This window comes from Streptosporangium sp. NPDC020072 (assembly GCF_040631445.1).
GTDB lineage: Bacteria > Actinomycetota > Actinomycetes > Streptosporangiales > Streptosporangiaceae > Streptosporangium.
Genome location: NZ_JBEYAB010000003.1, coordinates 232,480 through 252,166 on the forward strand (window position 1 = coordinate 232,480; position 19,687 = coordinate 252,166).

At 70.3% G+C, this 19,687-nt stretch carries 19 protein-coding genes; 11 read left to right on the forward strand and 8 right to left on the reverse strand.

The genetic code is table 11. From position 1 onward, the window contains the following. Positions 1 to 122: 122 nt before the first annotated feature. Positions 123 to 1,415, reverse strand: coding sequence for a helix-turn-helix domain-containing protein (locus ABZ470_RS07425; protein WP_362910609.1), 1,293 nt, complete (start codon positions 1,413 to 1,415; stop codon positions 123 to 125). Between the two features lie 617 nt (positions 1,416 to 2,032). Between ABZ470_RS07425 and ABZ470_RS07430 the strand changes: the two genes are divergently transcribed. Further along, positions 2,033 to 3,406, forward strand: a complete 1,374-nt coding sequence (locus ABZ470_RS07430; RefSeq protein ID WP_352008767.1) for an NCS2 family permease — start codon at positions 2,033 to 2,035, stop codon at positions 3,404 to 3,406. Here the strand turns inward: ABZ470_RS07430 and ABZ470_RS07435 are convergent. After that, positions 3,403 to 4,536 (reverse strand): excalibur calcium-binding domain-containing protein, encoded by a 1,134-nt coding sequence (locus ABZ470_RS07435; RefSeq protein WP_362910611.1) that lies wholly within the window; start codon positions 4,534 to 4,536, stop codon positions 3,403 to 3,405. The genes ABZ470_RS07430 and ABZ470_RS07435 overlap by 4 nt on opposite strands. Positions 4,537 to 4,763: 227 nt before the next feature. On the opposite strand from ABZ470_RS07435, the gene ald reads away from it, so the two are divergent. From ald to ABZ470_RS07465, 6 genes are all read left to right on the forward strand, one after another. Next, complete coding sequence (ald, locus tag ABZ470_RS07440) at positions 4,764 to 5,879, forward strand: alanine dehydrogenase (RefSeq protein ID WP_352008765.1); 1,116 nt, start codon at positions 4,764 to 4,766, stop codon at positions 5,877 to 5,879. Positions 5,880 to 6,643: 764 nt separating this feature from the next. Then, positions 6,644 to 6,844 carry a hypothetical protein gene (locus ABZ470_RS07445; RefSeq protein WP_352008764.1) on the forward strand — a complete coding sequence of 67 codons (201 nt, stop codon included), beginning with the start codon at positions 6,644 to 6,646 and terminating at the stop codon, positions 6,842 to 6,844. A gap of 18 nt (positions 6,845 to 6,862) precedes the next feature. Next, complete coding sequence (locus ABZ470_RS07450; RefSeq protein ID WP_362910612.1) at positions 6,863 to 7,411, forward strand: MauE/DoxX family redox-associated membrane protein; 549 nt, start codon at positions 6,863 to 6,865, stop codon at positions 7,409 to 7,411. Positions 7,412 to 7,470: 59 nt separating this feature from the next. After that, positions 7,471 to 7,962: a hypothetical protein gene (locus ABZ470_RS07455; RefSeq protein WP_362910614.1), complete on the forward strand. Its 492-nt coding sequence runs from the start codon at positions 7,471 to 7,473 to the stop codon at positions 7,960 to 7,962. Beyond that, positions 7,959 to 9,806 carry an ABC transporter ATP-binding protein gene (locus tag ABZ470_RS07460; protein WP_362910616.1) on the forward strand — a complete coding sequence of 616 codons (1,848 nt, stop codon included), beginning with the start codon at positions 7,959 to 7,961 and terminating at the stop codon, positions 9,804 to 9,806. The genes ABZ470_RS07455 and ABZ470_RS07460 overlap by 4 nt, the downstream gene beginning before the upstream one ends. Further along, entirely contained in the window at positions 9,803 to 10,258 is a 456-nt protein-coding gene (locus ABZ470_RS07465; RefSeq protein ID WP_362910618.1) for a S26 family signal peptidase, read from the forward strand. The genes ABZ470_RS07460 and ABZ470_RS07465 overlap by 4 nt, the downstream gene beginning before the upstream one ends. A 52-nt stretch (positions 10,259 to 10,310) precedes the next feature. Here the strand turns inward: ABZ470_RS07465 and ABZ470_RS07470 are convergent, their stop codons facing one another. Then, positions 10,311 to 10,973 carry a DUF3105 domain-containing protein gene (locus ABZ470_RS07470; protein ID WP_352008759.1) on the reverse strand — a complete coding sequence of 221 codons (663 nt, stop codon included), beginning with the start codon at positions 10,971 to 10,973 and terminating at the stop codon, positions 10,311 to 10,313. Positions 10,974 to 11,170: 197 nt separating this feature from the next. On the opposite strand from ABZ470_RS07470, the gene ABZ470_RS07475 reads away from it, so the two are divergent. Both ABZ470_RS07475 and ABZ470_RS07480 read left to right on the forward strand, forming a co-directional pair. Further along, positions 11,171 to 11,728: a DUF305 domain-containing protein gene (locus tag ABZ470_RS07475; protein WP_352008758.1), complete on the forward strand. Its 558-nt coding sequence runs from the start codon at positions 11,171 to 11,173 to the stop codon at positions 11,726 to 11,728. 130 nt (positions 11,729 to 11,858) lie between these two features. After that, positions 11,859 to 12,158, forward strand: coding sequence for a DUF3467 domain-containing protein (locus ABZ470_RS07480; RefSeq protein WP_352008757.1), 300 nt, complete (start codon positions 11,859 to 11,861; stop codon positions 12,156 to 12,158). A 58-nt stretch (positions 12,159 to 12,216) separates the two neighbouring features. Here the strand turns inward: ABZ470_RS07480 and ABZ470_RS07485 are convergent, their stop codons facing one another. The 5 genes from ABZ470_RS07485 to ABZ470_RS07505 form a co-directional block, all read right to left on the reverse strand. After that, on the reverse strand, positions 12,217 to 13,281 hold the full coding sequence (locus ABZ470_RS07485) for a low specificity L-threonine aldolase (protein WP_362910620.1): 1,065 nt from the start codon (positions 13,279 to 13,281) through the stop codon (positions 12,217 to 12,219). Between the two features lie 67 nt (positions 13,282 to 13,348). After that, the gene (locus ABZ470_RS07490; RefSeq protein ID WP_352008755.1) at positions 13,349 to 13,987 is read right to left on the reverse strand and encodes an SDR family oxidoreductase; all 639 of its coding nucleotides are present in this window, start codon (positions 13,985 to 13,987) and stop codon (positions 13,349 to 13,351) included. After that, a complete protein-coding gene (locus ABZ470_RS07495; RefSeq protein ID WP_362910623.1) occupies positions 13,984 to 16,074 on the reverse strand; it encodes a DUF6421 family protein in 2,091 nt (696 codons plus the stop codon). Before ABZ470_RS07495 ends, ABZ470_RS07490 begins: the two co-directional genes overlap by 4 nt. Before the next feature lie 205 nt (positions 16,075 to 16,279). Then, complete coding sequence (locus ABZ470_RS07500) at positions 16,280 to 16,765, reverse strand: NUDIX domain-containing protein (protein WP_362910995.1); 486 nt, start codon at positions 16,763 to 16,765, stop codon at positions 16,280 to 16,282. A gap of 19 nt (positions 16,766 to 16,784) precedes the next feature. Next, a complete protein-coding gene (locus ABZ470_RS07505; RefSeq protein ID WP_362910625.1) occupies positions 16,785 to 17,744 on the reverse strand; it encodes a LysR family transcriptional regulator in 960 nt (319 codons plus the stop codon). 145 nt (positions 17,745 to 17,889) lie between these two features. Between ABZ470_RS07505 and ABZ470_RS07510 the strand changes: the two genes are divergently transcribed. Both ABZ470_RS07510 and ABZ470_RS07515 read left to right on the forward strand, forming a co-directional pair. After that, a complete protein-coding gene (locus ABZ470_RS07510; protein ID WP_362910627.1) occupies positions 17,890 to 18,735 on the forward strand; it encodes a methyltransferase domain-containing protein in 846 nt (281 codons plus the stop codon). Positions 18,736 to 18,763: 28 nt separating this feature from the next. Beyond that, a complete protein-coding gene (locus tag ABZ470_RS07515) occupies positions 18,764 to 19,417 on the forward strand; it encodes a TetR/AcrR family transcriptional regulator (RefSeq protein ID WP_352008751.1) in 654 nt (217 codons plus the stop codon). Positions 19,418 to 19,687: the final 270 nt, after the last annotated feature.

Here is a 19,687-nt window from a genome sequence, read left to right on the forward strand (position 1 = left end):
CTCTGCGGCCGTCCGTAAAACGTCCGAGGCCATGCCCGGCAATCCCCGGGCATGGCCTTTCGGATGTCACCTTTTCCATTCCGCTCCGCCGAACCCGTGAGCCCGGCGGAACGGAGCGGTTCCTACAGCCCCACGCAGGCCAGCGCCCTCTTGTAGGCGTCCACGCTGCGGACGGGCTCGTCGATGCGCTCCAGGACCCGCGCCGCCGTCAGCCAGGCGTGGGCGGTGTAGCGGGTCGCGGGCAGCTTGTCGAGCGCCTCGGCCGCGGCCTGCAGCTCGTGCAGGGCCCGCTGCTGACCGTCCAGCTCGGCGGAGGTCTGGCCGTGCAGCAGGCGTGCCTCCATCTGCAGCGGCCTGGGCATCCCGTCGAGCATGTCGCAGACGGCCTTGATGTGCTCTCCGGCCCGCTGGGGGTTGGCGAGCAGCAGCTCGGCGCGGGCGAGGTTCATCGCGCAGCGCATCTTGTCCATGGGGTTGGCCGAGCTCTCCGAGAGCTCCTTCTCGACCTTGGCCAGCAGCTCACGCCAGGCGCCCGCCTGCATGGGCCGTACGGTCAGCATGACCTGGGCGTAGTCGTTGCGGAGACGGGCCAGTCTGCGGGGGTCGCCGTACTCGGACTGGATGGCCAGGGCGCGCTCGACGTGGGTGACGGCCTCGTCGCCGCGCCCGCTCTCGACCGCGACGATGGCCGCGCCCCAGTGCGCCAGGGTGAGCGCCTGCGGGGTGCCGAGGACCTCGGCCGCGGCGAGCACCTCGGCGGAGAACTGCCTGGCCCGCAGCAGGTCGCCCCGCTCGACGTAGGCGGCCAGCAGCTGGCCGCCCAGTCTCATCAGGCCGTCGGTCCAGGCGGGCCTGACCGCGCCGCCGAGGATCTCCTCGACGACGTTCACCGCCTGGGCCAGGTCTCCCTGCTCGCGGTAGCAGCGCGACAGGGCGACGGCCACGGCGATGTGGCGTTCGGGGCTCATCGTGGCGGGGTCGTTCTCGCGCAGGCCGTTGAGCAGGGCGATCGCGCCGTCGAGGTCGCCGCAGGCCTCCGTGGCCAGGGCCAGGCCGTACTCGGCGTCCTGTCTGTGCTGGGGCAGGCCCGCCAGGCCGCTGTCGGCGAGGAGCTCGGCGTAACGCGTGCGCGCCTCGCCGACCTCGCCGTTCTCCATGGCCAGCCGGGCGTAGCCGAGTCCCAGCTCGATCTCCTGCATCTGCTCGGCGGTCACGCCGTTGATCAGGTAGGTGAGGGAGCAGTCGAGCTTCTCGGCCAGCAGCTCAAGGACCGCCGGAGTGGGCGTACGCTTGCCGCTCTCGATCAGCGACACATAACTGTCGGATAGTTCCGGATGGGCGAGTTGCGCCTGGGAAAGACCACGTTGACGTCGGACGGTCTTGATGCGTTGCCCCACCAAGTCTTGACCAGCCACGTTACCCCTTGAAAGATATCGTTCGAGCAGCAGAACCCACGACAGGAGCCTCCCCCGTGCGCCGACGCCTCGCTTTGTCTGCCCTCGCCGTCCTATTTACGGCCACATTTGCAGCCATGAGCAATGCTACGACTGCAAGTGCTGATTCGTCTTCCCCCTCGCAGAGCACCAGTCAGTATTCTTTGCAGCTCAACCAGGAGAACAAGACGAGCTGGAGCTATCCCGACTAGCAGCGGGTCAGCCCGCCTGTAAAGCCGGTACCAGACCGGCACGGCCCGTCACCGTGGAGAGATCCCGACCGGTGAGCATCGCGATCCGGCGGATACGGCGGCGGGCCGTTCCGGTTCCCGGAAGAGGAACGCCCGGCCGAGGCCCCGTCGGATGTCGCACGGCGAAGGAACGCTCCAGCGCCTGGAATCGGTGCGCCGATCCTAACCCACCCGAACCCCCCTGCACAGGGCGAATCATCTCCGCACGTCACCTTCCGTCCATCCCCGCTTCCCGCCCGGACCGTACCGCTCCGCGATGGAATGGAACGGTCCAGGCCGTGGCCCCTGACATCGCGCCGGAACCACGGGGGTAGGAACCCGATCGTCCTTCAGGGCGATGGGAGGCTCATGGACCGGTTCTTCGAACTGTCGGCGCGTGGTTCGACGGTCGGCCGCGAGGTCAGGGGTGGGATCACCACCTTCATGGCCATGGCCTACATCATCCTGCTCAACCCGATCATCCTGGGCGGGGCGACGGACGTCACCGGCGCGAAGCTGACGATCACGCAGCTGACCACCTCGACGGTCCTCGCGGCGGCGGTGAGCACGCTGCTGATGGGAGTGGTCGGCAACGCCCCCTTCGGCCTGGCGGCCGGGCTCGGGCTGAACGCCGTCGTCGCCTACCAGGCCGCCCCGCACATGACCTGGGCCCAGGCGATGGGTCTGGTCGTGCTGGAGGGCCTGGTCATCGTGCTCCTCGCGGTCTCCGGGTTGCGCAGGCTCATCATGAACTCCATCCCGCTGGCCCTGAAGCACGCGATCAGCGTGGGCATCGGAATGTTCATCGCGCTGATCGGGCTGGTCGACGCCGGGTTCGTGGCACGCGGCACGGGAACGCCGGTGCAGCTGGGCAGGACGGGACACCTGACGGGCTGGCCGGTCACGGTCTTCTGCTTCGGCCTGCTGCTGATGATCGTGCTCTACGTGCGCAGGACCAGGGGCGCCATCCTGATCGGCATCGCGATCACCGCCGTGCTGGCGATCGTCGTCAACTCCGTCGCCAGGATCGACCCGGCGAGCTGGGGCGTCGTGGTGCCCCGGGTGCCCGAGGGCGTGGTCGCGGCGCCGGACTTCGGACTGGTCGGGCAGTTCGACCTCTTCGGTGGCTTCTCCCAGGCGGGGCCGGTGACCGCGACGGTCGTGCTGTTCACGCTGGTCCTGTCCGGGTTCTTCGACGCGATGGGCACGATCATCGGGGTGAGCGACGAGGCGGGACTGGTCGACGAGCAGGGCCGGGTGCCCCGCCTCGGCGCGATCCTGACCGTGGACGGCGTGGCCGGGGCCGTCGGCGGCCTGTCCAGCGCCTCGGCCAACACGGTGTTCGTCGAGTCGGCGGCCGGGGTCGGCGAGGGCGCGAAGACCGGCCTGGCGGCGCTGGTGACCGGCGCCCTGTTCACGCTGAGCCTGTTCTTCACCCCGATCGCCTCCGTCGTGCCCGCCGCGGCGGCGGCCCCGGCGCTGGTGCTCGTCGGCGCGCTGATGATGACCCAGGCCAGGAACATCCCCTGGGAGGACCTGACGCTGGCCGTACCGGCGTTCCTGACGATCGCGCTGATGCCCTTCACCTACAGCATCACCAACGGCGTGGGCGCCGGGGTGATCTCCTACACGGTCGTCCAGGCGGCCGTCGGGCGGGCCGGGCGGATTCCGTGGCTGCTGTGGGCGGTCACCCTGGTCTTCGCCCTCTACTTCGCGATAGAGGCCGTCCAGGGATTGCTCTAGCGGGCCTGGAGGTATCCCTCCTCACAGGCCACGCCGTCGCCGTCCTTGTCGGGGTACCAGTGGTACTCCTTGTGGGTCTCCTTGAAGTAGGGGCCGCGTCCCGCCCTGGCCACGCTCGCGCAGTCCGGATAGCGAGGATCGGTCCCCCGCGCCCCGGCGGCGGGCGCGGCGGCTCCCGTCGTGGGCCCGGTGGTGGTTCCCGTGGTGGGCCCGGTGGTGGTTCCCGTGGTGGGCCCGGTGGTGGTTCCCGTGGTGGCGGCCGGGGTCTGTGGTGCCTGACCGGTGGGCGCGTTCGTGGCCGGTGGGGTGATGGGCGCCGTCGTGGGAGGCGTCGTGGTTCCCGGGGACGCCGAGGGCTGCGCGTTCGCGGCACCGAGCAGCCGGGCGACCATGGCGTCGGCCTGCTCCTTGGTGAAGGAGCCCGCGATGCTCAGACTGTCCTCGGTGATCACCTGGGCGACCCTGGGGGCCGCGACCACCCGTTCCCCGACGACGATCGCCATCTGCTGCGTGACCGTCTCCTGGGTCAGGTCGTTGATCTGGTCGCGGAAGGTGGGCGCGAACACGATCTTCACCGAGTAGGAGCCGCCCCGGTCCTGGACCGCCTCGATCCTGCGCACCGCGTCCACGCTGACCCCGGCGGCCAGTGTGTAGCAGACCTGCCCGAGGTCGTCGGGCCTGGCGTCGGGGTCGGTGCACGGCCCCTGCTGGGCGCCCGTCACCGGCGCGAAGTGGATGGGTACGGCCAGCCGCCGGGGCGGCGTCGCGCCCAGCGGCAGGTCGGGGTTGCGGGTCATCAGCACCGCGAGGGTACCGAGCACGCCCGCGGTCAGCACGACGATGACCAGGGCGACGACCAGGGCGATCGTGGTGATCCTGGTGGCGCGGGGCGGCTGCGGGGCGTATCCGGCCGCTCGGGGGTCGCGGGGGTCCCGTGGGTCGCGGGGCCCTCCGGGGGGCGTGGGACGGCCTCGGCCGCCCGGCGGGCCGGACCTGTCCCCGCTCCCGCGCCCCGGTCCCGTCGGGTCAGGCCGGACGCCCTGGTGACGGCCCTGATGATGGCCGTGACGGGCGGGTGGAGGCCCCTGCGGCACCGGCGGGTCGTCCGTGCCGCCAGGACCGGTGCGCATCTCCATCGTCTTCGTCCCCGTATCGTCGCGTCCCTCGCGAACGAGCCTACCGATCACTCAAAATCCCCGGTAATCGGACGGTCAATCGGGCATCCAGAAAGATGACGACTTCCGCAGTTTGACAGCGTGTTATCAACGATGAGCGATTCATTGCACCTTGCGCGTAGTGCCCTCTTTCTCGGGAACGCAGAGTGAAGGTGACATAGGTGCACGAATCTGGAGGAGCCGTGAAGATCGCTGTTCCCCGCGAGGTCAAGAACCACGAGTACCGTGTGGCCCTGACCCCAGCCGGCGCCCAGGAGCTGGTCCGGCATGGTCATCAGGTGTTCATCGAGAAGGACGCCGGAGCGGGGTCGTCGATTCCCGACTCCGACTTCCAGAGCGTCGGCGCCGTCATCATCGACTCGGCCGACGACGTGTGGGCCGAGGGGGACCTCGTCCTGAAGGTCAAGGAGCCCGTCGCCGAGGAGTACCACCGGATGAGCAAGGGGCAGGTGCTCTTCACCTACCTGCACCTGGCCGCCTCCGAGGCCTGCACCCGGGCCATGCTGGAGTCCGGGGTCACCGGCATCGCCTACGAGACCGTGCAGAACGCCAACGGCTCCCTGCCGCTGCTCGCCCCGATGTCCGAGGTCGCCGGGCGCCTCGCCCCCCAGGTCGGGGCCTACCACCTGATGCGGCCCGAGGGCGGCCGCGGGGTGCTGATGGGCGGCGTCTCCGGTGTGCACGCCGCGAGCGTGGTCGTGATCGGTGCCGGGGTCTCCGGCATGAACGCCGCGGTGATCGCGCTCGGCATGCAGGCCGAGGTGGTCCTGCTGGACAAGAACATCGACAGGCTCCGCCAGGCCGACGTCATCTACCAGGGCCACTGCCAGACGGTCGCCTCCAACAGCTTCGAGGTCGAGCGCGCGGTCCTCAACGCCGACCTGGTCATCGGCGCGGTGCTGGTGCCGGGCGCCAAGGCCCCGAAACTGGTCAGCAACGAACTGGTCTCACGGATGAGGCCGGGCTCGGTCCTGGTGGACATCGCCATCGACCAGGGCGGCTGCTTCGAGGACTCCCGGCCGACGACCCACGCCGACCCGACCTACCGGGTGCACGACTCGATCTTCTACTGCGTGGCCAACATGCCGGGCGCCGTCCCGCACACCTCGACCTACGCGCTGACCAACGTGACCCTGCCCTACGTCCTGGCCATCGCCGACCTCGGCTGGCGCCAGGCGCTGCGCGAGGACCCCGTGCTGGCTCCCGGCCTCAACACACACGAGGGGCACCTGACCAACCAGCCGGTGGCCGAGGCCCACGGCCTGGAGGCGGTTCCGCTGGAGCGGGTACTCCGATAGTCCGGCGGTTCAGGACCACCCCCGGCACGCCGTGCGGGGCTGTTCGGCGCCCTGTCAGCCCCGCCGTCCCGGAAACCGGCACCGCGTTACCCCCTCCCAAAGCGGTCAATCTGTGAACCATTTCACATTGCACAAATGCTTGACCGACCCGCCCATTCATCGGACAATGCGCTCACATAAAGTAATGATTTCCATACGGAAATGCTTTCCAAGCTATTCACAGAAACGTCACAGAAATGGCACGGCCGGTGACACTCCGCCCATCCGTCAAACGGGCAGAGAAAACAGCATGAAGTGATGCCCCAAAAGGGCGGAACAGCCCGAACCGGCGGGCCGAAAAGCTGGAAAAACGCGACCGGTTCGGACGGGCGGGTCGCACCCCGGGGAGGGCGGGAGCCCGTCATGACACGGAAAGGCCACGGAAAGGCCACGGTCGCCACGCGGGACACCCCGGGAGGCGAGCGAATGTTCGCAGCTCACGACCCCCCGCCAGGCCGGACGAAGGCCTCCTGCGGGCCCCCGGCGGCCCCGGGGCTCACGTCCGCCCAGGTTACCCGACACGAGAGTCGGGAATTCGAAACCAAATCCTTCCAAATCAATGAATAACCGGCCTCCCGGAATTGCAATTGCCATTCTTCGGCAAGAATCTATTGTTTTGCCGATAAGCGGCGGTTAGCGTGAACAACGTGCCGCCCCGGAGACCACTCCGGCCGCATATTAATCTCTCACGCGCGGAACCGGCGGCCGGAGGAAGGGTCTGCGACATGCTTAACAAATTGGGAATTCTGGGGGACCGGCTGCTGAGCCGGTTCGTGCCCGCGTCGAGCGCGGCCGCGAGCTGCCCCTGTGGTTCCTACCCCTACACGGGGCCGTGTCTCTACGAGATTCCCTGCGGAGGTGGCCTGACCAAGCTGTGCCTCTGCGAGGACAGCGCCCGCCGTATCACGTGCAGCGTCTGCTCCTAGTCCCCGCCTAAACGACCAATGGCACTCGTCACCCTGGGCTGCCAGGTGCTCGTGGCGAGCACTTTCGCCGTAGCGGCGATCAGCAAACGGCCCGGTAAGGCGTTTGCCGAATTCACGAGATCGACCGGCCTGCTGTTGCCTCCCCGCGTGGGCAGGTGGCGGCGGCCGGTCGCCCTCGGAGTGTTCGCCGCCGAACTGGCCGTCGTCGTCCTGACCCTCCTTCCCGCAACCGCCGCGGCGGGATTCGCCCTCGCCACCGTGACGACCACCGGGTTCACGATCGCGATCGCCGCGGCACTGCGCCGGGGTGAACGCGCCCCGTGCCGCTGTTTCGGGGCCGGAGGCACACCGCTGGGACCGGTGCACCTGGCGCGCAACCTCGTCCTGATCGTGGTGGCGGTGGCCGGCCTGCTGACGGCCCTGCTCTCCCCCGCCGGGCCGACGGAGCCGGCCCTCGCCGTGGTCACGGTGATCGCCGCCCTCACCGTCGCGTCCCTGGTGATCCGCCTGGACGATCTGGTCGCCCTGTTCGCCCCGTCTCCGTACCACCCGAACAAATCGAAGTGAAGAAAGCAGTGGACATGTTTGTTGCCGCAGCCGTGATTCTCTGTGTCGTCGTCACCGTCTTGAATCTGGTCCTCACGCTGGGCGTGATCCGCCGGCTACGGGACCACACAGAACGTCTCGACGGCCTGACCCACCCGAAGTCCATGATCGAGCCGATCACCGGTCCCGGGACCCGCCCCGGTCCCTTCACCGCCCGCACCGTGGACGCCGAGGCGGTCACCGGGGCACAGCTGGCCGGTGGGCTGGTGGGGTTCTTCTCCCCGACCTGCGACGCGTGCCACGAGTGGCTTCCCAGGTTCGCCGCGGCGGCGCGGGCGCTGCCCGAGGGCCGTCGGCAGGCGCTGGCCGTGATCGTGACGCCGACGGACGAGGTCGCCGCCGACATGGTGTCGCAGCTCCGGGAGAACGTCATGGTCGTCATCGAACGGGATCGCGGGCCGCTGGCCGCCGCCTTCAAGACCTCCGCCTACCCCGCCATGTGCCGTCTCGGCGCGGACGGCGCGGTGACCCACACCGGGCGAGGTGCCGTGGCCGTACCGGCGGAGATGTGAGGCAGGCCGGAGCGACGGCCGGGCTCACCCCCAGAGCGGCGTTCGGCCACACCCTCATGGCGGCGCGGCTGACGCTGGCGGCCGCTCCGGGGGTGCTGGGCGTGCTGGTGCTGCTCTCGGCCGCCGCGGGGCTCGCGCCGGTGGTGGTCGCCTGGCTCACCCGGCTGACGTTGGACGGCCTGGTCGGCGGCGTCTCCGGAACGGCCCTGGTCTGGGCCTCCGTGGCGCTCGCTCTCGCGGGGGTCTGCGCCGTGGTCGTGCCACGGCTGTCCCAGTACACCGAGGCCGAGGTGGGGAGGCGGGTGCGGACGGTCGCGGTCGACCGGCTCTACACCGCGATGAACGACCGGTTGCGGGGGCTGGCGACCCTGGAGAACCCGGACTTCCACAATCGGATCAGCCTGGCGCAGCAGGCGGGCAGCACCGGCCCCGTGCACCTGCTGAACAGCGCCACCGGCATCGGAAGGAGTCTGCTGACCCTGACCGGTTTCCTGGTCACCCTGCTGTTGATCAACCCCTGGCTGGTGCTGGCCGTCTCGGTCACCGCGATCCCCACCACGCGGGCGGAGGTCCTGCTGGGCCGGCGCCGGGTGGGGGCGATGTGGCGGACCGGCTACGCCGAGCGGCGGCAGTACTTCTACGCGAACCTGCTCAGCTCCCCGCGGGAGGCCAAGGAGGTCCGTCTCTTCGGGCTGGGGGACTTCTTCAGGAACCGGATGCTCTCCGAGCTGCGCTCGACCAACGCCGTCAACCGCGCCCTGGACCGGCGCGAGCTGGGAGTGCAGATCCTCCTGGCCCTCCTGGGGGCCGGAGTCGCGGGCGGCGGGCTGATCTGGGCCGTCCTGGCCTCCCGGGCCGGACGACTCACCGTGGGTGACGTGACGGTGCTCGTGGCCGCGGTCGCCGGGGTCCAGAGCTCCCTGTCCGCGATCATCAGTCAGCTGGGAGCCTCCTACCAGGCGCTGCTCATGCTGGACCACTACCACGTGGCGACCACGGTCGAACCCGACCTGCCGGTCCCGGCCTCTCCCCGCCCGGTACCGGCGCTGACGGGAGGGGTCGAGTTCCGGGACGTCTGGTTCCGCTACGGTCCCGACCAGCCGTGGGTGCTGCGTGGTGTGAACCTCACCATTCCCGCGGGCCGGGCCACCGCGCTGGTCGGGCTGAACGGCGCGGGCAAGAGCACACTGGTGAAGCTGCTCTGCAGGCTCTACGACCCCACCCGCGGCCAGGTCCGCTGGGACGGAGTCGACCTGCGGGACACCGACCCCGCCCAGCTGCGGGAACGGATCGGCACGGTGTTCCAGGACTACGTGGAGTACGAGCTCTCCGCGGCGGAGAACATCGGCCTCGGTGACCTCGCCCGGCTGGAGGACCGAGATCGGATCGAGGCCGCCGCGCGGCGCGCCGGGGTGCACGAGGTGCTGGCCGCGCTGCCGAACGGCTACGACACCATGCTGACCCGGATGTTCCTGGCAGGGATCGACGAGGAGCACCCCGAGATGGGCATGCTGCTGTCCGGCGGGCAGGGGCAGCGGCTGGCGCTGGCGAGGGCGCTGCTTCGGGACGACCGGGACATGCTCGTCCTCGACGAGCCCAGCTCCGGTCTCGACGCGGAGGCCGAGGCCGAGGTTCACGCCCGGCTCCGCGAGCACCGCGGCGGCCGTACCAGCCTGCTGATCTCCCATCGCCTCAACACGGTCCGCGACGCGGACCAGATCGCGGTCCTCTCCGACGGGGAGATCATCGAGTGCGGCGACCACGCCCGGCTCGTCGCCGAGGGCGGCGTCTACTCCCGGCTCTTCTCCCTGCAGGCCCGCGGCTACGAGACGACGCTCACATGATCCAGACCGCGCTGGCCCTTGTCGCGCTGGCCTGCCTCGCGGGCTGGCTGAACCGGCTGCGCCGGGGATACCTGGTGGTCACGGTGCGGGGCCCCAGCATGACGCCCACCTACCGTCACGGCGACCGGCTACTGGTACGGCGCCGCCGGGGAGGCCGGATCCGGGCGGGTGAGGTGGCCGTCGTCGACCTGCCTGAGTGGATACGGCCCGTTCCCGGAGAGCTGGGTCCCCGGGAGGCACTGCGCGCCCGGCGGGTCATCAAACGGGTCGCGGCGATCCCCGGAGATCCGGTGCCCTTTCCCTTCGAAGGGGCCGGGGCGGTGGTCCCCCCGGCCAGTCTGGTGCTCCTGGGAGACAATCCCGACGGCAGCGGAGACTCGCGACAGTACGGTTACGTACCCGCCGACGCCGTGGTGGGAGTGGTCCTGCGCCCCCTGAGAGACCGCTCGTGACCCCCGGCGCCCGCGTGGCGGGAGGGCGGCGAGGTCGCCGCCCTCCCTGTCGTCAGGAGGCGCTTGAGGAGGGAGCGGGCGTGGCGTCGGGAATGGGGTTCTGCGACGCGGGCTTGTCGACGCTGTTCGGACCCTCGCAGGAGGCGCCGAGCTCGGGGGTCTCAGGACTGTTCTTGTACTTCGCGACGAACTTGGCCAGTCGCGGATCGTCCGCGCTGTCGAGCTGCAGCTGCTTGTTCCAGGAGCTCAGCACGACGGGCTTGGGGAGACCCGGGTAGGGGCTGAGAAGCATGTAGTCGCTCGATGCGGCCTTCTTCAACGTCTCGACCTGGTCCTTGGGAAGGTCGGGCCGATAGGTGATCCACACGGCGCCGTGCTCCAGGGAGTGCACGGCGTTCTCGTTGTTCACGGGCTCGTCGTAGATGCCACAGCGCTGCCATACGGAGTTGTGCTCCCCGCCCATCGGGGGGTTCTCCGCATATTTGATCTTGGTTTCCTTGTGCGATCCGCCCGCGTATTTGGCGCTTGTCACCGAATCCAGTGAGGTCTGCGCCCGCTCGTTGACGAGGTAGAAGCCGACCACTCCGACGAGCAGCAGGACGACCAGGCCTCCGGCCCCCCACATGATGATCCCGGCACGGCGCTCACGGCGCTTCTGCTGTTCACGCATCTGGTTGAGACGCTCACGTCTCGACCGTGCCTCTTCCTTGATCATCAATCCTCCAGGGGGCAAACCATGTCCGAGTCACCTTATGCGCTACCTACGTATAGCGGGAATAAGTACCGCACTCCCTCCCCACAGCTGGTAACCGGTAGGCTGACTAGGCGATGGAGACCCCCGTAGAACGCCCCAGATCACGTCGACCGTGGACGATCCTTGCGATAGTCATCGTTTTCGCGCTCGTCGGCTCCGTGCTGTTCCTGGGGGGTAGGCAGTCCCCCACCGACTCCTCTGCCGAAGCCGGCTATGCCCGTGACATGGCCACGCACCACTCGCAGGCCGTCGAGATGGCCTTCATCATGCGGGACGACACGACGAACGATCCCCTGCGGGTGCTCACCTACGACATCATCGTCACGCAGACCGCCCAGCGCGGGATGTTCGGCGGCTGGCTCCAGCAGTGGGGGCTCAACCAGTCGACCGAGCGCCCGCCGATGGCCTGGATGTCCGGTCACGGCCACGGCGTAACGGCGGCGGCCCCGGGTGCGATGCCCGGTATGGCCAGCCAGGAGGAGCTCAAGAGGCTCCGCGAGGCCACGGGCAAGGAGCAGGAGATCCTCTTCCTTCAGCTCATGATCCGCCACCACGAGGGCGGCGTGCAGATGAGCGAGGGGCTGCTGAAACTGTCGGACCGCGACGAGGTGGCCACCCTGGCGCGGCACATCGTCGCGGGCCAGACGGGAGAGATCAAGCTGATGACCGACATGCTGGCCCAGCGCGGGGCCAGGCCACTGCCCTCGATCCTCTAGCTCTCCCCGGTCGTTCCCGGGCCCACCCCCTGTACGGCGTCCGCCTCGACGAGGTCGGCGCGCCCCTGCGCCGCCCGTTCCCCCGGCCAGGGCAGCATTGAGCAACCTGGCCGGAGGAGATAGAACAGAAATGGTGAACGACGAACCGGAGAACCGCCTGGAGGTGAGCATCTCCGCCGAGGTCGAGGCCGGGCAGTACGCCAACTTCGCATCGGTGTGGCACACCGAGGATGGCTTCGTCCTGGACTTCGCGGTGATCACCAGGCCGCCCCAGCTCGCCAACGACCCCTCGTCGGGCCAGCACTTCGTCAGTGTGCCGACCAGGATCGTCAGCCGGATCCGCATCCCCCCGAGCCAGGTGTTCGAACTCATGAAGGCTCTGGAACAGCAGCTGACCGCATACGAGAAGGAGACGGGCAGGAAGTCCTGACCCGTCCCCGCGCGGCTCTCCCCCCGGCGTCAGCCGTACGGGACCGGGCCGCGTGTCCTCACACCTGCGCGCGCATCTCCTCGGCCACGGCGGCGGCGAAGGCGTCCACATCCGCCTCCGTGGTGTCGAAGGCGGTCATCCAGCGGACCTCCCCGGCGGCCTCGTTCCAGGTGTAGAAGCGGAAGCGCTTCTGCAGCCGCTGCGTCACCTCAGCGGGCAGGACCGCGAAGACGGCGTTGGCCTGCACGGGCCTGGGCACCTCGACCCCGGGGATCTCCCGTACGGCGTCGGCCAGTCTGCGGGCCATGGCGTTGGCGTTGCGCGCGTTGCGCAGCCACAGGTCACCGGCGAGCAGCGCCTCGAACTGCACCGAGACGAATCTCATCTTGGAGGCGAGCTGCATCGCGCTCTTGCGCAGGTAGCGCAGCCCCCTGACGGCGTCGGGGTTGAGGACCACGATCGCCTCGCCGAACATCAGTCCGGCCTTGGTGCCGCCGAAGGACAGCACGTCCACCCCGGCGTCCGTGGTGAAGGCGCGCAGCGGCACCCCGAGCGCGGCGGCCGCGTTGGCCGCGCGGGCGCCGTCGAGGTGGACGAGCATGCCGAGCTGGTGGGCGTGCTCGCAGATCGCCCTGACCTCGTCGGGGGTGTAGAGGGTGCCCAGCTCCGTCGCCTGGGTGATCGAGACGACCCTGGGCTGGGCGCGGTGCTCGTCGCCGAAACCCCAGGCCTGGGTGTCGACCAGCTCGGGGGTGAGCTTGCCGTCCGGGGTGGCGACGGTGAGCAGCTTGAGGCCGGCCGACCGTTCCGGGGCGCCGCCCTCGTCGGTGTGGATGTGCGCGGACTCCGCGCAGACGACCGCCTCCCAGGGGGCGGTCATCGCGCGCAGCGCGACCACGTTGGCCCCGGTGCCGTTGAAGACCGGCCACGCCTGCGCCAGGGGGCCGAAGTGGCCGCGGAAGACCTCCTGGAGGGCCTCGGTGTAGACGTCCTCGCCGTAGGAGATCTGGTGCCCCTCATTGGCCAGGGCGAGGGCCTGGAGGATCTCCGGGTGCACTCCGGCGTAGTTGTCGCTGGCGAATCCCTTGACCAGCGGGTCGTGTCTGCGGATGGCGTCTGTCACTTCTTCCCCTTGGTCGGGCGGCCGCCTTTCGGTGTCCGGCCGCCCGCGTCGTTCTCGCCGTCCCGCCTCACGGGGCCAGGACGATCCTTTCGCCGTTCCTGTCGGTGTCCCACAGGCCGTCGATCGCCTCGGCGAGGTCGTCGACGTCGGTGAACCCGGGGAAGGTCCGCTCGGGGGCGGCCTCCCGCATGGCCTGATTCACCAGGGCCTTGACGACCAGGACGTTCGCCGTCGAGCCCGAGCCCTCAAGGGCGTCGGCGAAGGCCAGGGTCCAGGCCTCGGCCGCGGCCTTGGCGGCGCCGTAGGCGGCGTTGCCCTGGGTCGGCCGTTCGGCGGCCAGCGCGGAGACGATGGCGAACCTGCCCCGTCCGCTCGCCCTCAGCAGCGGCTCGAAGGCGAGGGTGACGTGCTGCAGGGTGCGGACCAGCAGGTCGTGCAGCAGGTCCCAGTCCTCAAGCCTGGTCTCGGCGAAGGTCTTCGAGCCGCGCCAGCCGCCGACCAGGTGCACGACGCCGTCCAGCCGGCCGTGCTCGGCCTGGACGTCGGCGGCCAGCCGCCTGACCGCCTCGGCGTCGAGCAGGTCGACCGGGAGGGTGCCCTCCGCGCCTGACCTGTCGACACCGATGACGGTGTGTCCCTTGTCCGTGAAGCGGCGTACGACCGCCCTGCCCGCGGGCCCGGCCGCGCCCGTCACCAGAATGATCATGCCCGGATTCCCCTCGTGGACTCGACGACATCGCCGAGCTTACGGCGCAGGGCCTCGTAGAACATGCTCAGGGGGAACTCGTCGGGCAGCACCGCGTCCACCACGGCCTTGGGGAAGCCCTCGACCGGCAGCGCGTCCACCCCCCGGTGCCAGACGGAGGCCGGGTGCGGCTCCACGTAGGCGGCGACGAGCTGGTGGGCGGCCAGCCAGTGGGCGAGCTTGGAACGGTCGATTCCGTCCCGGTAGAGCTTCTCCACCTCGCCCCGCAGGTCGGCGACGCCGTCGGCGACCCGGTCCCAGGCGACGCTGAGCCGGTTGTCCGTCCACCTGACGATGTCGTTGCGGTGCAGGTAGGCGAAGAGCAGCTGCCCGCCGAGACCGTCGTAGTTGCGGACCCGGTCACCGGTGATCGGGAAGCGGAACAGCCGGTCGAACAGGATGGCGATCTGGACGTAGCGGGCGTGCGGGACGCCCTCCCGCTCCAGCTTCACGGCCTCGCCGAACGCGGTCAGGTCGCAGCGCAGCTCCTCAAGGGAGTAGAGCCAGTACGGCATGCGCTGCTTGATCATGAACGGGTCGAACGGCAGGTCGCCGTGGCTGTGCGTGCGGTCGTGGATCAGGTCCCAGAGCACGAAGGTGTCCTGGGCCAGTTCCTGCGAGGCGACCAGCCGCGCCGCGTCCGGCGGCAGCGCGAGTTTGAGCGTCTCGGCGGCGGCCCCGCTGACCGCGCGGAAGCGGGCGGCCTCCCGGTCGCAGAAGATGCCGCCCCAGGTGAAACGGGCCGGGGTCTGGCGCACCGCGACGGTCTCGGGGAACAGGACGGCGGAGTTGGTGTCGTAGCCGGAGGTGAAGTCCTCGAAGGCGATCGGCACGAAGAGCGGGTTGTCGTAGCGCTCGTTCTCCAGGTTCGCCAGCCACTCGGGCCAGACCGTGCGGATCAGCACGGCCTCCAGGTGGCGGCGGACGCTTCCGTTCTGGGTGTACATCGGGAAGACGACCAGGTGTTCGAGGCCGTCGATCCGCTGGGTGTCGGGGTGGAAGGCGTCGAGGGAGTCCAGGAAGTCGGGGACGCCCAGGCCCTGCTCGACCCACTTGCGCAGGTCGGCGACCACCGCGGTGAGGTAGGCCTCGTCGTGGGGGAAGCACGGGGCGAGCCGTGCGACGTGTTCGACGATCTCGGCGATCAGCTCGACCGCCCTGTCCCGGTCGCCCTCGACGGAGCCGTCCTTGGCCTGCAGCGGCTGGAGCGCCTCGACGGCCGCCTTGAGTCCCTGGAAGGACTCGCGGACCACGGAGACTTCCTGGACCTCCTGGATCTCCCGGCGCCCGGCGGGGACGGGCACCCGGGCGGCCCAGGTGACGAGGTTGCCCCAGAGCACGGCGTGGTCGTAGTCGCCGATCGAGTCGTCACCGAACAGGTCGGAGTCGGCGACGACCACGACCCTGCCCTCGCCGTGCCGTACGGCCAGCGCCAGGGGCGCGTCGGCGGGGTCGGCGGTCCGCGAGGTCCGGAACAGCACGTTCGCGTGCTCGGGGCCGGTCAGGACACCCGCCCGGTAGAAGCACGCCCTGCGCGCCCCGGCCAGCGGGTCCTCCCGCTGCGAGGGGTCGCCGGGGACACCGAGGACCCAGGAGGCCACGCCGTTGTGGGAGTTCCCGGGGTCCTGGACGGTGGTGTGCTCGACGGTGACGCCGAAGCGGCCGAGCAGTTCGGCGAGGTTGCTGCCGTACTTCTCCTGCTCGCACTCGGCGAGCACGACCAGGCCGCCTCCGGCCGTGACGTGGTCCTCGATCGCGTCGAGTTCCTCGACCGGCAGGACGGGGCTGCCCAGGCCCGTGGTGCGCTCCCAGCGGTCGGCGGAGGGGTGGGCGATCACGAGGACGTCCTGCCCGGCGAGGAGGGCCGGGGTGATCGGTCCGCCGGTGTGCGCGGCCACGGTGTGCCCGAGGCGGCGCAGCGTCTCGGCGGCGCGGGCGTAGCTGTTGTCGTCGGGATGCCCCGGATTCATCGTTTCGGCCACGTCCCTGCGGATGGTCCATGACTCGTTGTGTGCCTCGTCGAAGAGCACCCGTGGGAACGCTCGCACGATAAATCCTCCCTCAGATGTGAGCCAACGACGGAAAATATACACAAGATGCCCGAATATTGACACACCTCTTACGGCAGGAGCGGTGTGGATCACCCGGGCAAGGGCACGGCGAGACCCCCGGGGAGGAGGTTTCGGACGGACCAATACGCGTGGCCGTACGGGATGGGGGGCGGGCCCGCCGGGGCGGGCCCGCCCCGGGAGGTCACCTAACGGCGAAGTAGTCCGCCACGACTCTGGTGTGCAGCGGGAAGGCCAGCTCGCGTGGCCCGTCGATCGTCAGCCACTCCGTCGTCTCATCGGTCGGCACGACCGGCGGGAGCGCGGCGGAGGAGGTCTCCGGCCCCATGGCGAAGATCAGCACGGTGCCGTCGGGGGCGCTGAGCACGTCGAGGAGCCGGACGTCGTCCGCGCCGACGACGACCCCCGTCTCCTCGCGGAGCTCCCTGACCGCCGCCTGCTGCCAGGACTCCCCCACGTCGACGAAGCCGCCCGGCAGGGCGAGGCCGCCCCGGTGCGGTTCGACGCCGCGGCGGATCACCAGCACACCGTCGTCGACGGGCAGCAGCATCACGGCGACCGGCAGCGGGTTGAGGTAGGCGGTGTTGCCGCAGAAGGAGCAGGTGCGCGGCCACGCCTGGTCGAGGGCGTATGCACTGCCGCAGAAGGAGCAGTGCGAGTTCCTGGTCATCACGCCGCGAGATTACGGCTCACAACCGCTTCAGCGGCCCGTGCCTTTCCAGCCAGTTCCGGTAGGCGGGAGCCCGTTGCGACTCCGTCCAGTAGGTGGTGGTCAGCGCCCGCACCAGAGCGTCGGCGTGCGCGGTGATCGGCCCGGGAGCGGTCCATCCGATGAGGTGCCGGAAGCGCAGGGGCGAGCCGGCCAGCGGGCGGATCGCGATGCCCTCCCTGGCCGGGACGGTCGCCTGGAACAGGCTGACGCAGCGCCCCTCCGCGACCAGGTCGACCCCGACCTCCAGGTTGACGCCGTAGGCCACGCGCGGGGCGAAGCCGTGCGCGGCGCAGGTGTTCCAGAAGTACTCCCTGGGCCCCGACTCAAGCGGGGTCGGCAGCGCCCAGTCCTCCTCGGCGAGGTCGCGCAGCTCGACCTCCTCGTGCCCGGCCAGCGGGTGGCCCGCGGGCAGGCCGACGAAGAGCGGCTCCACCGCGATGGCGGTGTACACCGCGCCGGGCGGCGCGCAGAGCCGGTGGTCCGGATAGTCGTCGAGGGTCGCCAGCTCGATCCGCTCCGATTCGAGCAGGCCGGGCAACGTGTCGATCGTCTGCTCGGTGAGCAGCCTGATCTCCGCGCCGGGCAGCAGCCTGCGGAGGGTCTTGGCCAGGTAGATCCGCAGCCGGGTCGGGGCGCAGCCGACCCGGATCGGCGCCGTCTCCACCTGCGGGGGCGCGTAACGCCTGGCCGTCCGCTCCAACTCGTCGACGGCCGAGACCAGGGAGCGGGAGCGGACGAGCAGCCACTCGCCGAGCATGGTCGGGCGGGCGCCCTCGGGGCCCCTGTCGAACAGGGGGTCGCCGAACATCTGCTCGATACGGCGCAGCTGAGCGGTGAGCGCGGGCTGGGACATCTTCAGGGTCACGGCCGCCCTGGAGATGCTCCCGCTGTCCGCGATCGCACACAGCACCCTCAGATGACGAACCTGGAGATCCACGCATCGAGAGTAAAAGCAAAGAAGCTTTCCAGTAAGACCTAATCGGCGAAGAGCCCGGGGCACGTGCGGTTGACACCCTCCCGCTCCGCGCCCCATCATGAACACACGTTCATGAACATTCGTTCATATCAGTTCGGGAGGAAGCATGGGCTCCGTCGTCAACGTCCGCCAGTCCGAGGCCTGGAACGGCTACGAGGGCAACCACTGGGCCGACCACCAGGACCGCTACGACGCCGTGAACGACGCCTTCAACGAACCTCTGCTCGCGGCGGCGGCCGTCGGGGAGCGGGACACGGTGCTGGACGTCGGCTGCGGCAACGGGCGGGTGACCAGGCTGGCCGCCCGGCTGGCCCGGCACGGCCACGCGACCGGCCTCGACCTGTCGGCCCCCATGCTCGCGCGAGCCCGCGCGAGCGCGGACGCCGAGGGCGTCGCCAACGTGACCTTCGAGCGGGGCGACGCCCAGGTCCACCCGCTGCCCTCCGGCCGGTTCGACGTGGCGACGAGCCGGTTCGGGATCATGTTCTTCGCCGACCCTGTCGCCGCGTTCGCCAACATCGGCCGCGCGCTGCGCCCCGGCGGGCGCCTGGCCATGCTGTCGCTGCGGAACCTGGACGACCAGGACCTGGGCCGCGTCCTCGCCGCGATGACCCCGCACCTGCCGCGTCGCCCCGCCACGACAGAACCCGGCGGGCCCGGCCCCGAGTCACTGGCCGACCCCGTCCGCGTCCACGAGGTGCTCACCGCCGCGGGCTTCGAGAACGTGGCCGCGACCCCCGTGGACGCTCCCCAGACATGGGGGGCGGACACCGAGGACGCGGCGACCTTCCTGGGAGCCTGGGGTCCCGTCCGTTTCATGCTCGGCCAGGTCGATCAGGAGTCGGCCTCCCACGCCCTCGACGCCCTCACCGAGGCGATGCGCCCCTTCGAACGGGCCGGTGCCGTACGACTGCGCGGCGCCGCCTGGCTGATCACCGCCACCCGGCCGTGACCCACCCGGCTCACTAGGATGCGGGGTGATGTCACCAAGAAAAGCGGCCGCCCTGCGTGACGGCACCGACGGCCTGAGCCTGCGCGAACACCTCGTCGCCACCGCTGGACGGCTCATCGCCGAACGCGGCACCACCGGACTCACCGTCCGCGACATCGCCCGTGCGGCACGGGTCGCGGACGGCGTGCTCTACAACCACTTCGAGGGCAAGGAGGAGTTGCTGGCGCTGGCGCTGCACGCCCACGTCCGCTCGGTCGAGCGCGACCTCGGCCCGCTGCCCGCCAGGCCGGGTGAGGGCACCGTCGCCGGCAACCTGCGCGCCTGCCTCACCTACGGTCTCGCCCTGCACAGGGCCTTCCTGCCCGCCTTCGCGGGCCTGCTCCCCCAGCCCGAGGTGCTCGCCCGCTTCGACGCGCTGCCCAACCCCCTCGGCGAGGGCAGGGGGCTGCAGGCGATGCTCGCCGGCTATCTGCGCGCGGAACGCGACCTCGGCCGCCTGACCCCCTCGGCCGACCCCGAGGCCGCCGCCACGCTACTCGTCGGCGTCTGCCACGAACTGGTCCTTCCCCGCCTCCTGCGCGGTGCCCCCGTCCCCGCCGACGTTCCCCCCGCCACGGCCGACGCCCTGATAGCCACCCTGATGAACGGCCTCGCCCCCTCCGGGGTGGCATGCACGTCGTGAACGAGGCCAGGAGCGGCGCCCCGGCCCTTCCTCCGCTCCCTCCGGCCGGCAACACCGGCTCGGGCAACGCGGGATATGTCATCCGGGCACGTTCCGGACAGGTGAGCGACGGAGGCGGGACCAGGGCCCCTGTCTGCCGGGCAGCGCTCCGACCTGTTTCTGAGGAACGGCGTCGCGGGATGATACGCCGCCGGGTGGAGAGTGGGTCCCTCCCCCGGCGGACGACCCGGCGCCGGGGACGGGCCTACCTTCCTTGCATTGGTTCCGCAC

Excerpts from the sequence above, each read along its gene's own strand:
- ABZ470_RS07465 (WP_362910618.1), top strand. The coding sequence starts at position 9,803 with ATGATCCAGACCGCGCTGGCCCTTGTCGCGCTGGCCTGCCTCGCGGGC.
- ABZ470_RS07445 (WP_352008764.1), top strand. The coding sequence starts at position 6,644 with ATGCTTAACAAATTGGGAATTCTGGGGGACCGGCTGCTGAGCCGGTTC.
- ABZ470_RS07510 (WP_362910627.1), top strand. The coding sequence starts at position 17,890 with ATGGGCTCCGTCGTCAACGTCCGCCAGTCCGAGGCCTGGAACGGCTAC.
- ABZ470_RS07470 (WP_352008759.1), bottom strand. The coding sequence starts at position 10,973 with ATGATCAAGGAAGAGGCACGGTCGAGACGTGAGCGTCTCAACCAGATG.
- ABZ470_RS07490 (WP_352008755.1), bottom strand. The coding sequence starts at position 13,987 with ATGATCATTCTGGTGACGGGCGCGGCCGGGCCCGCGGGCAGGGCGGTC.
- ABZ470_RS07435 (WP_362910611.1), bottom strand. The coding sequence starts at position 4,536 with ATGCGCACCGGTCCTGGCGGCACGGACGACCCGCCGGTGCCGCAGGGG.
- ABZ470_RS07450 (WP_362910612.1), top strand. The coding sequence starts at position 6,863 with ATGGCACTCGTCACCCTGGGCTGCCAGGTGCTCGTGGCGAGCACTTTC.
- ABZ470_RS07480 (WP_352008757.1), top strand. The coding sequence starts at position 11,859 with ATGGTGAACGACGAACCGGAGAACCGCCTGGAGGTGAGCATCTCCGCC.
- ABZ470_RS07515 (WP_352008751.1), top strand. The coding sequence starts at position 18,764 with ATGTCACCAAGAAAAGCGGCCGCCCTGCGTGACGGCACCGACGGCCTG.
- ABZ470_RS07500 (WP_362910995.1), bottom strand. The coding sequence starts at position 16,765 with ATGACCAGGAACTCGCACTGCTCCTTCTGCGGCAGTGCATACGCCCTC.
- ABZ470_RS07430 (WP_352008767.1), top strand. The coding sequence starts at position 2,033 with ATGGACCGGTTCTTCGAACTGTCGGCGCGTGGTTCGACGGTCGGCCGC.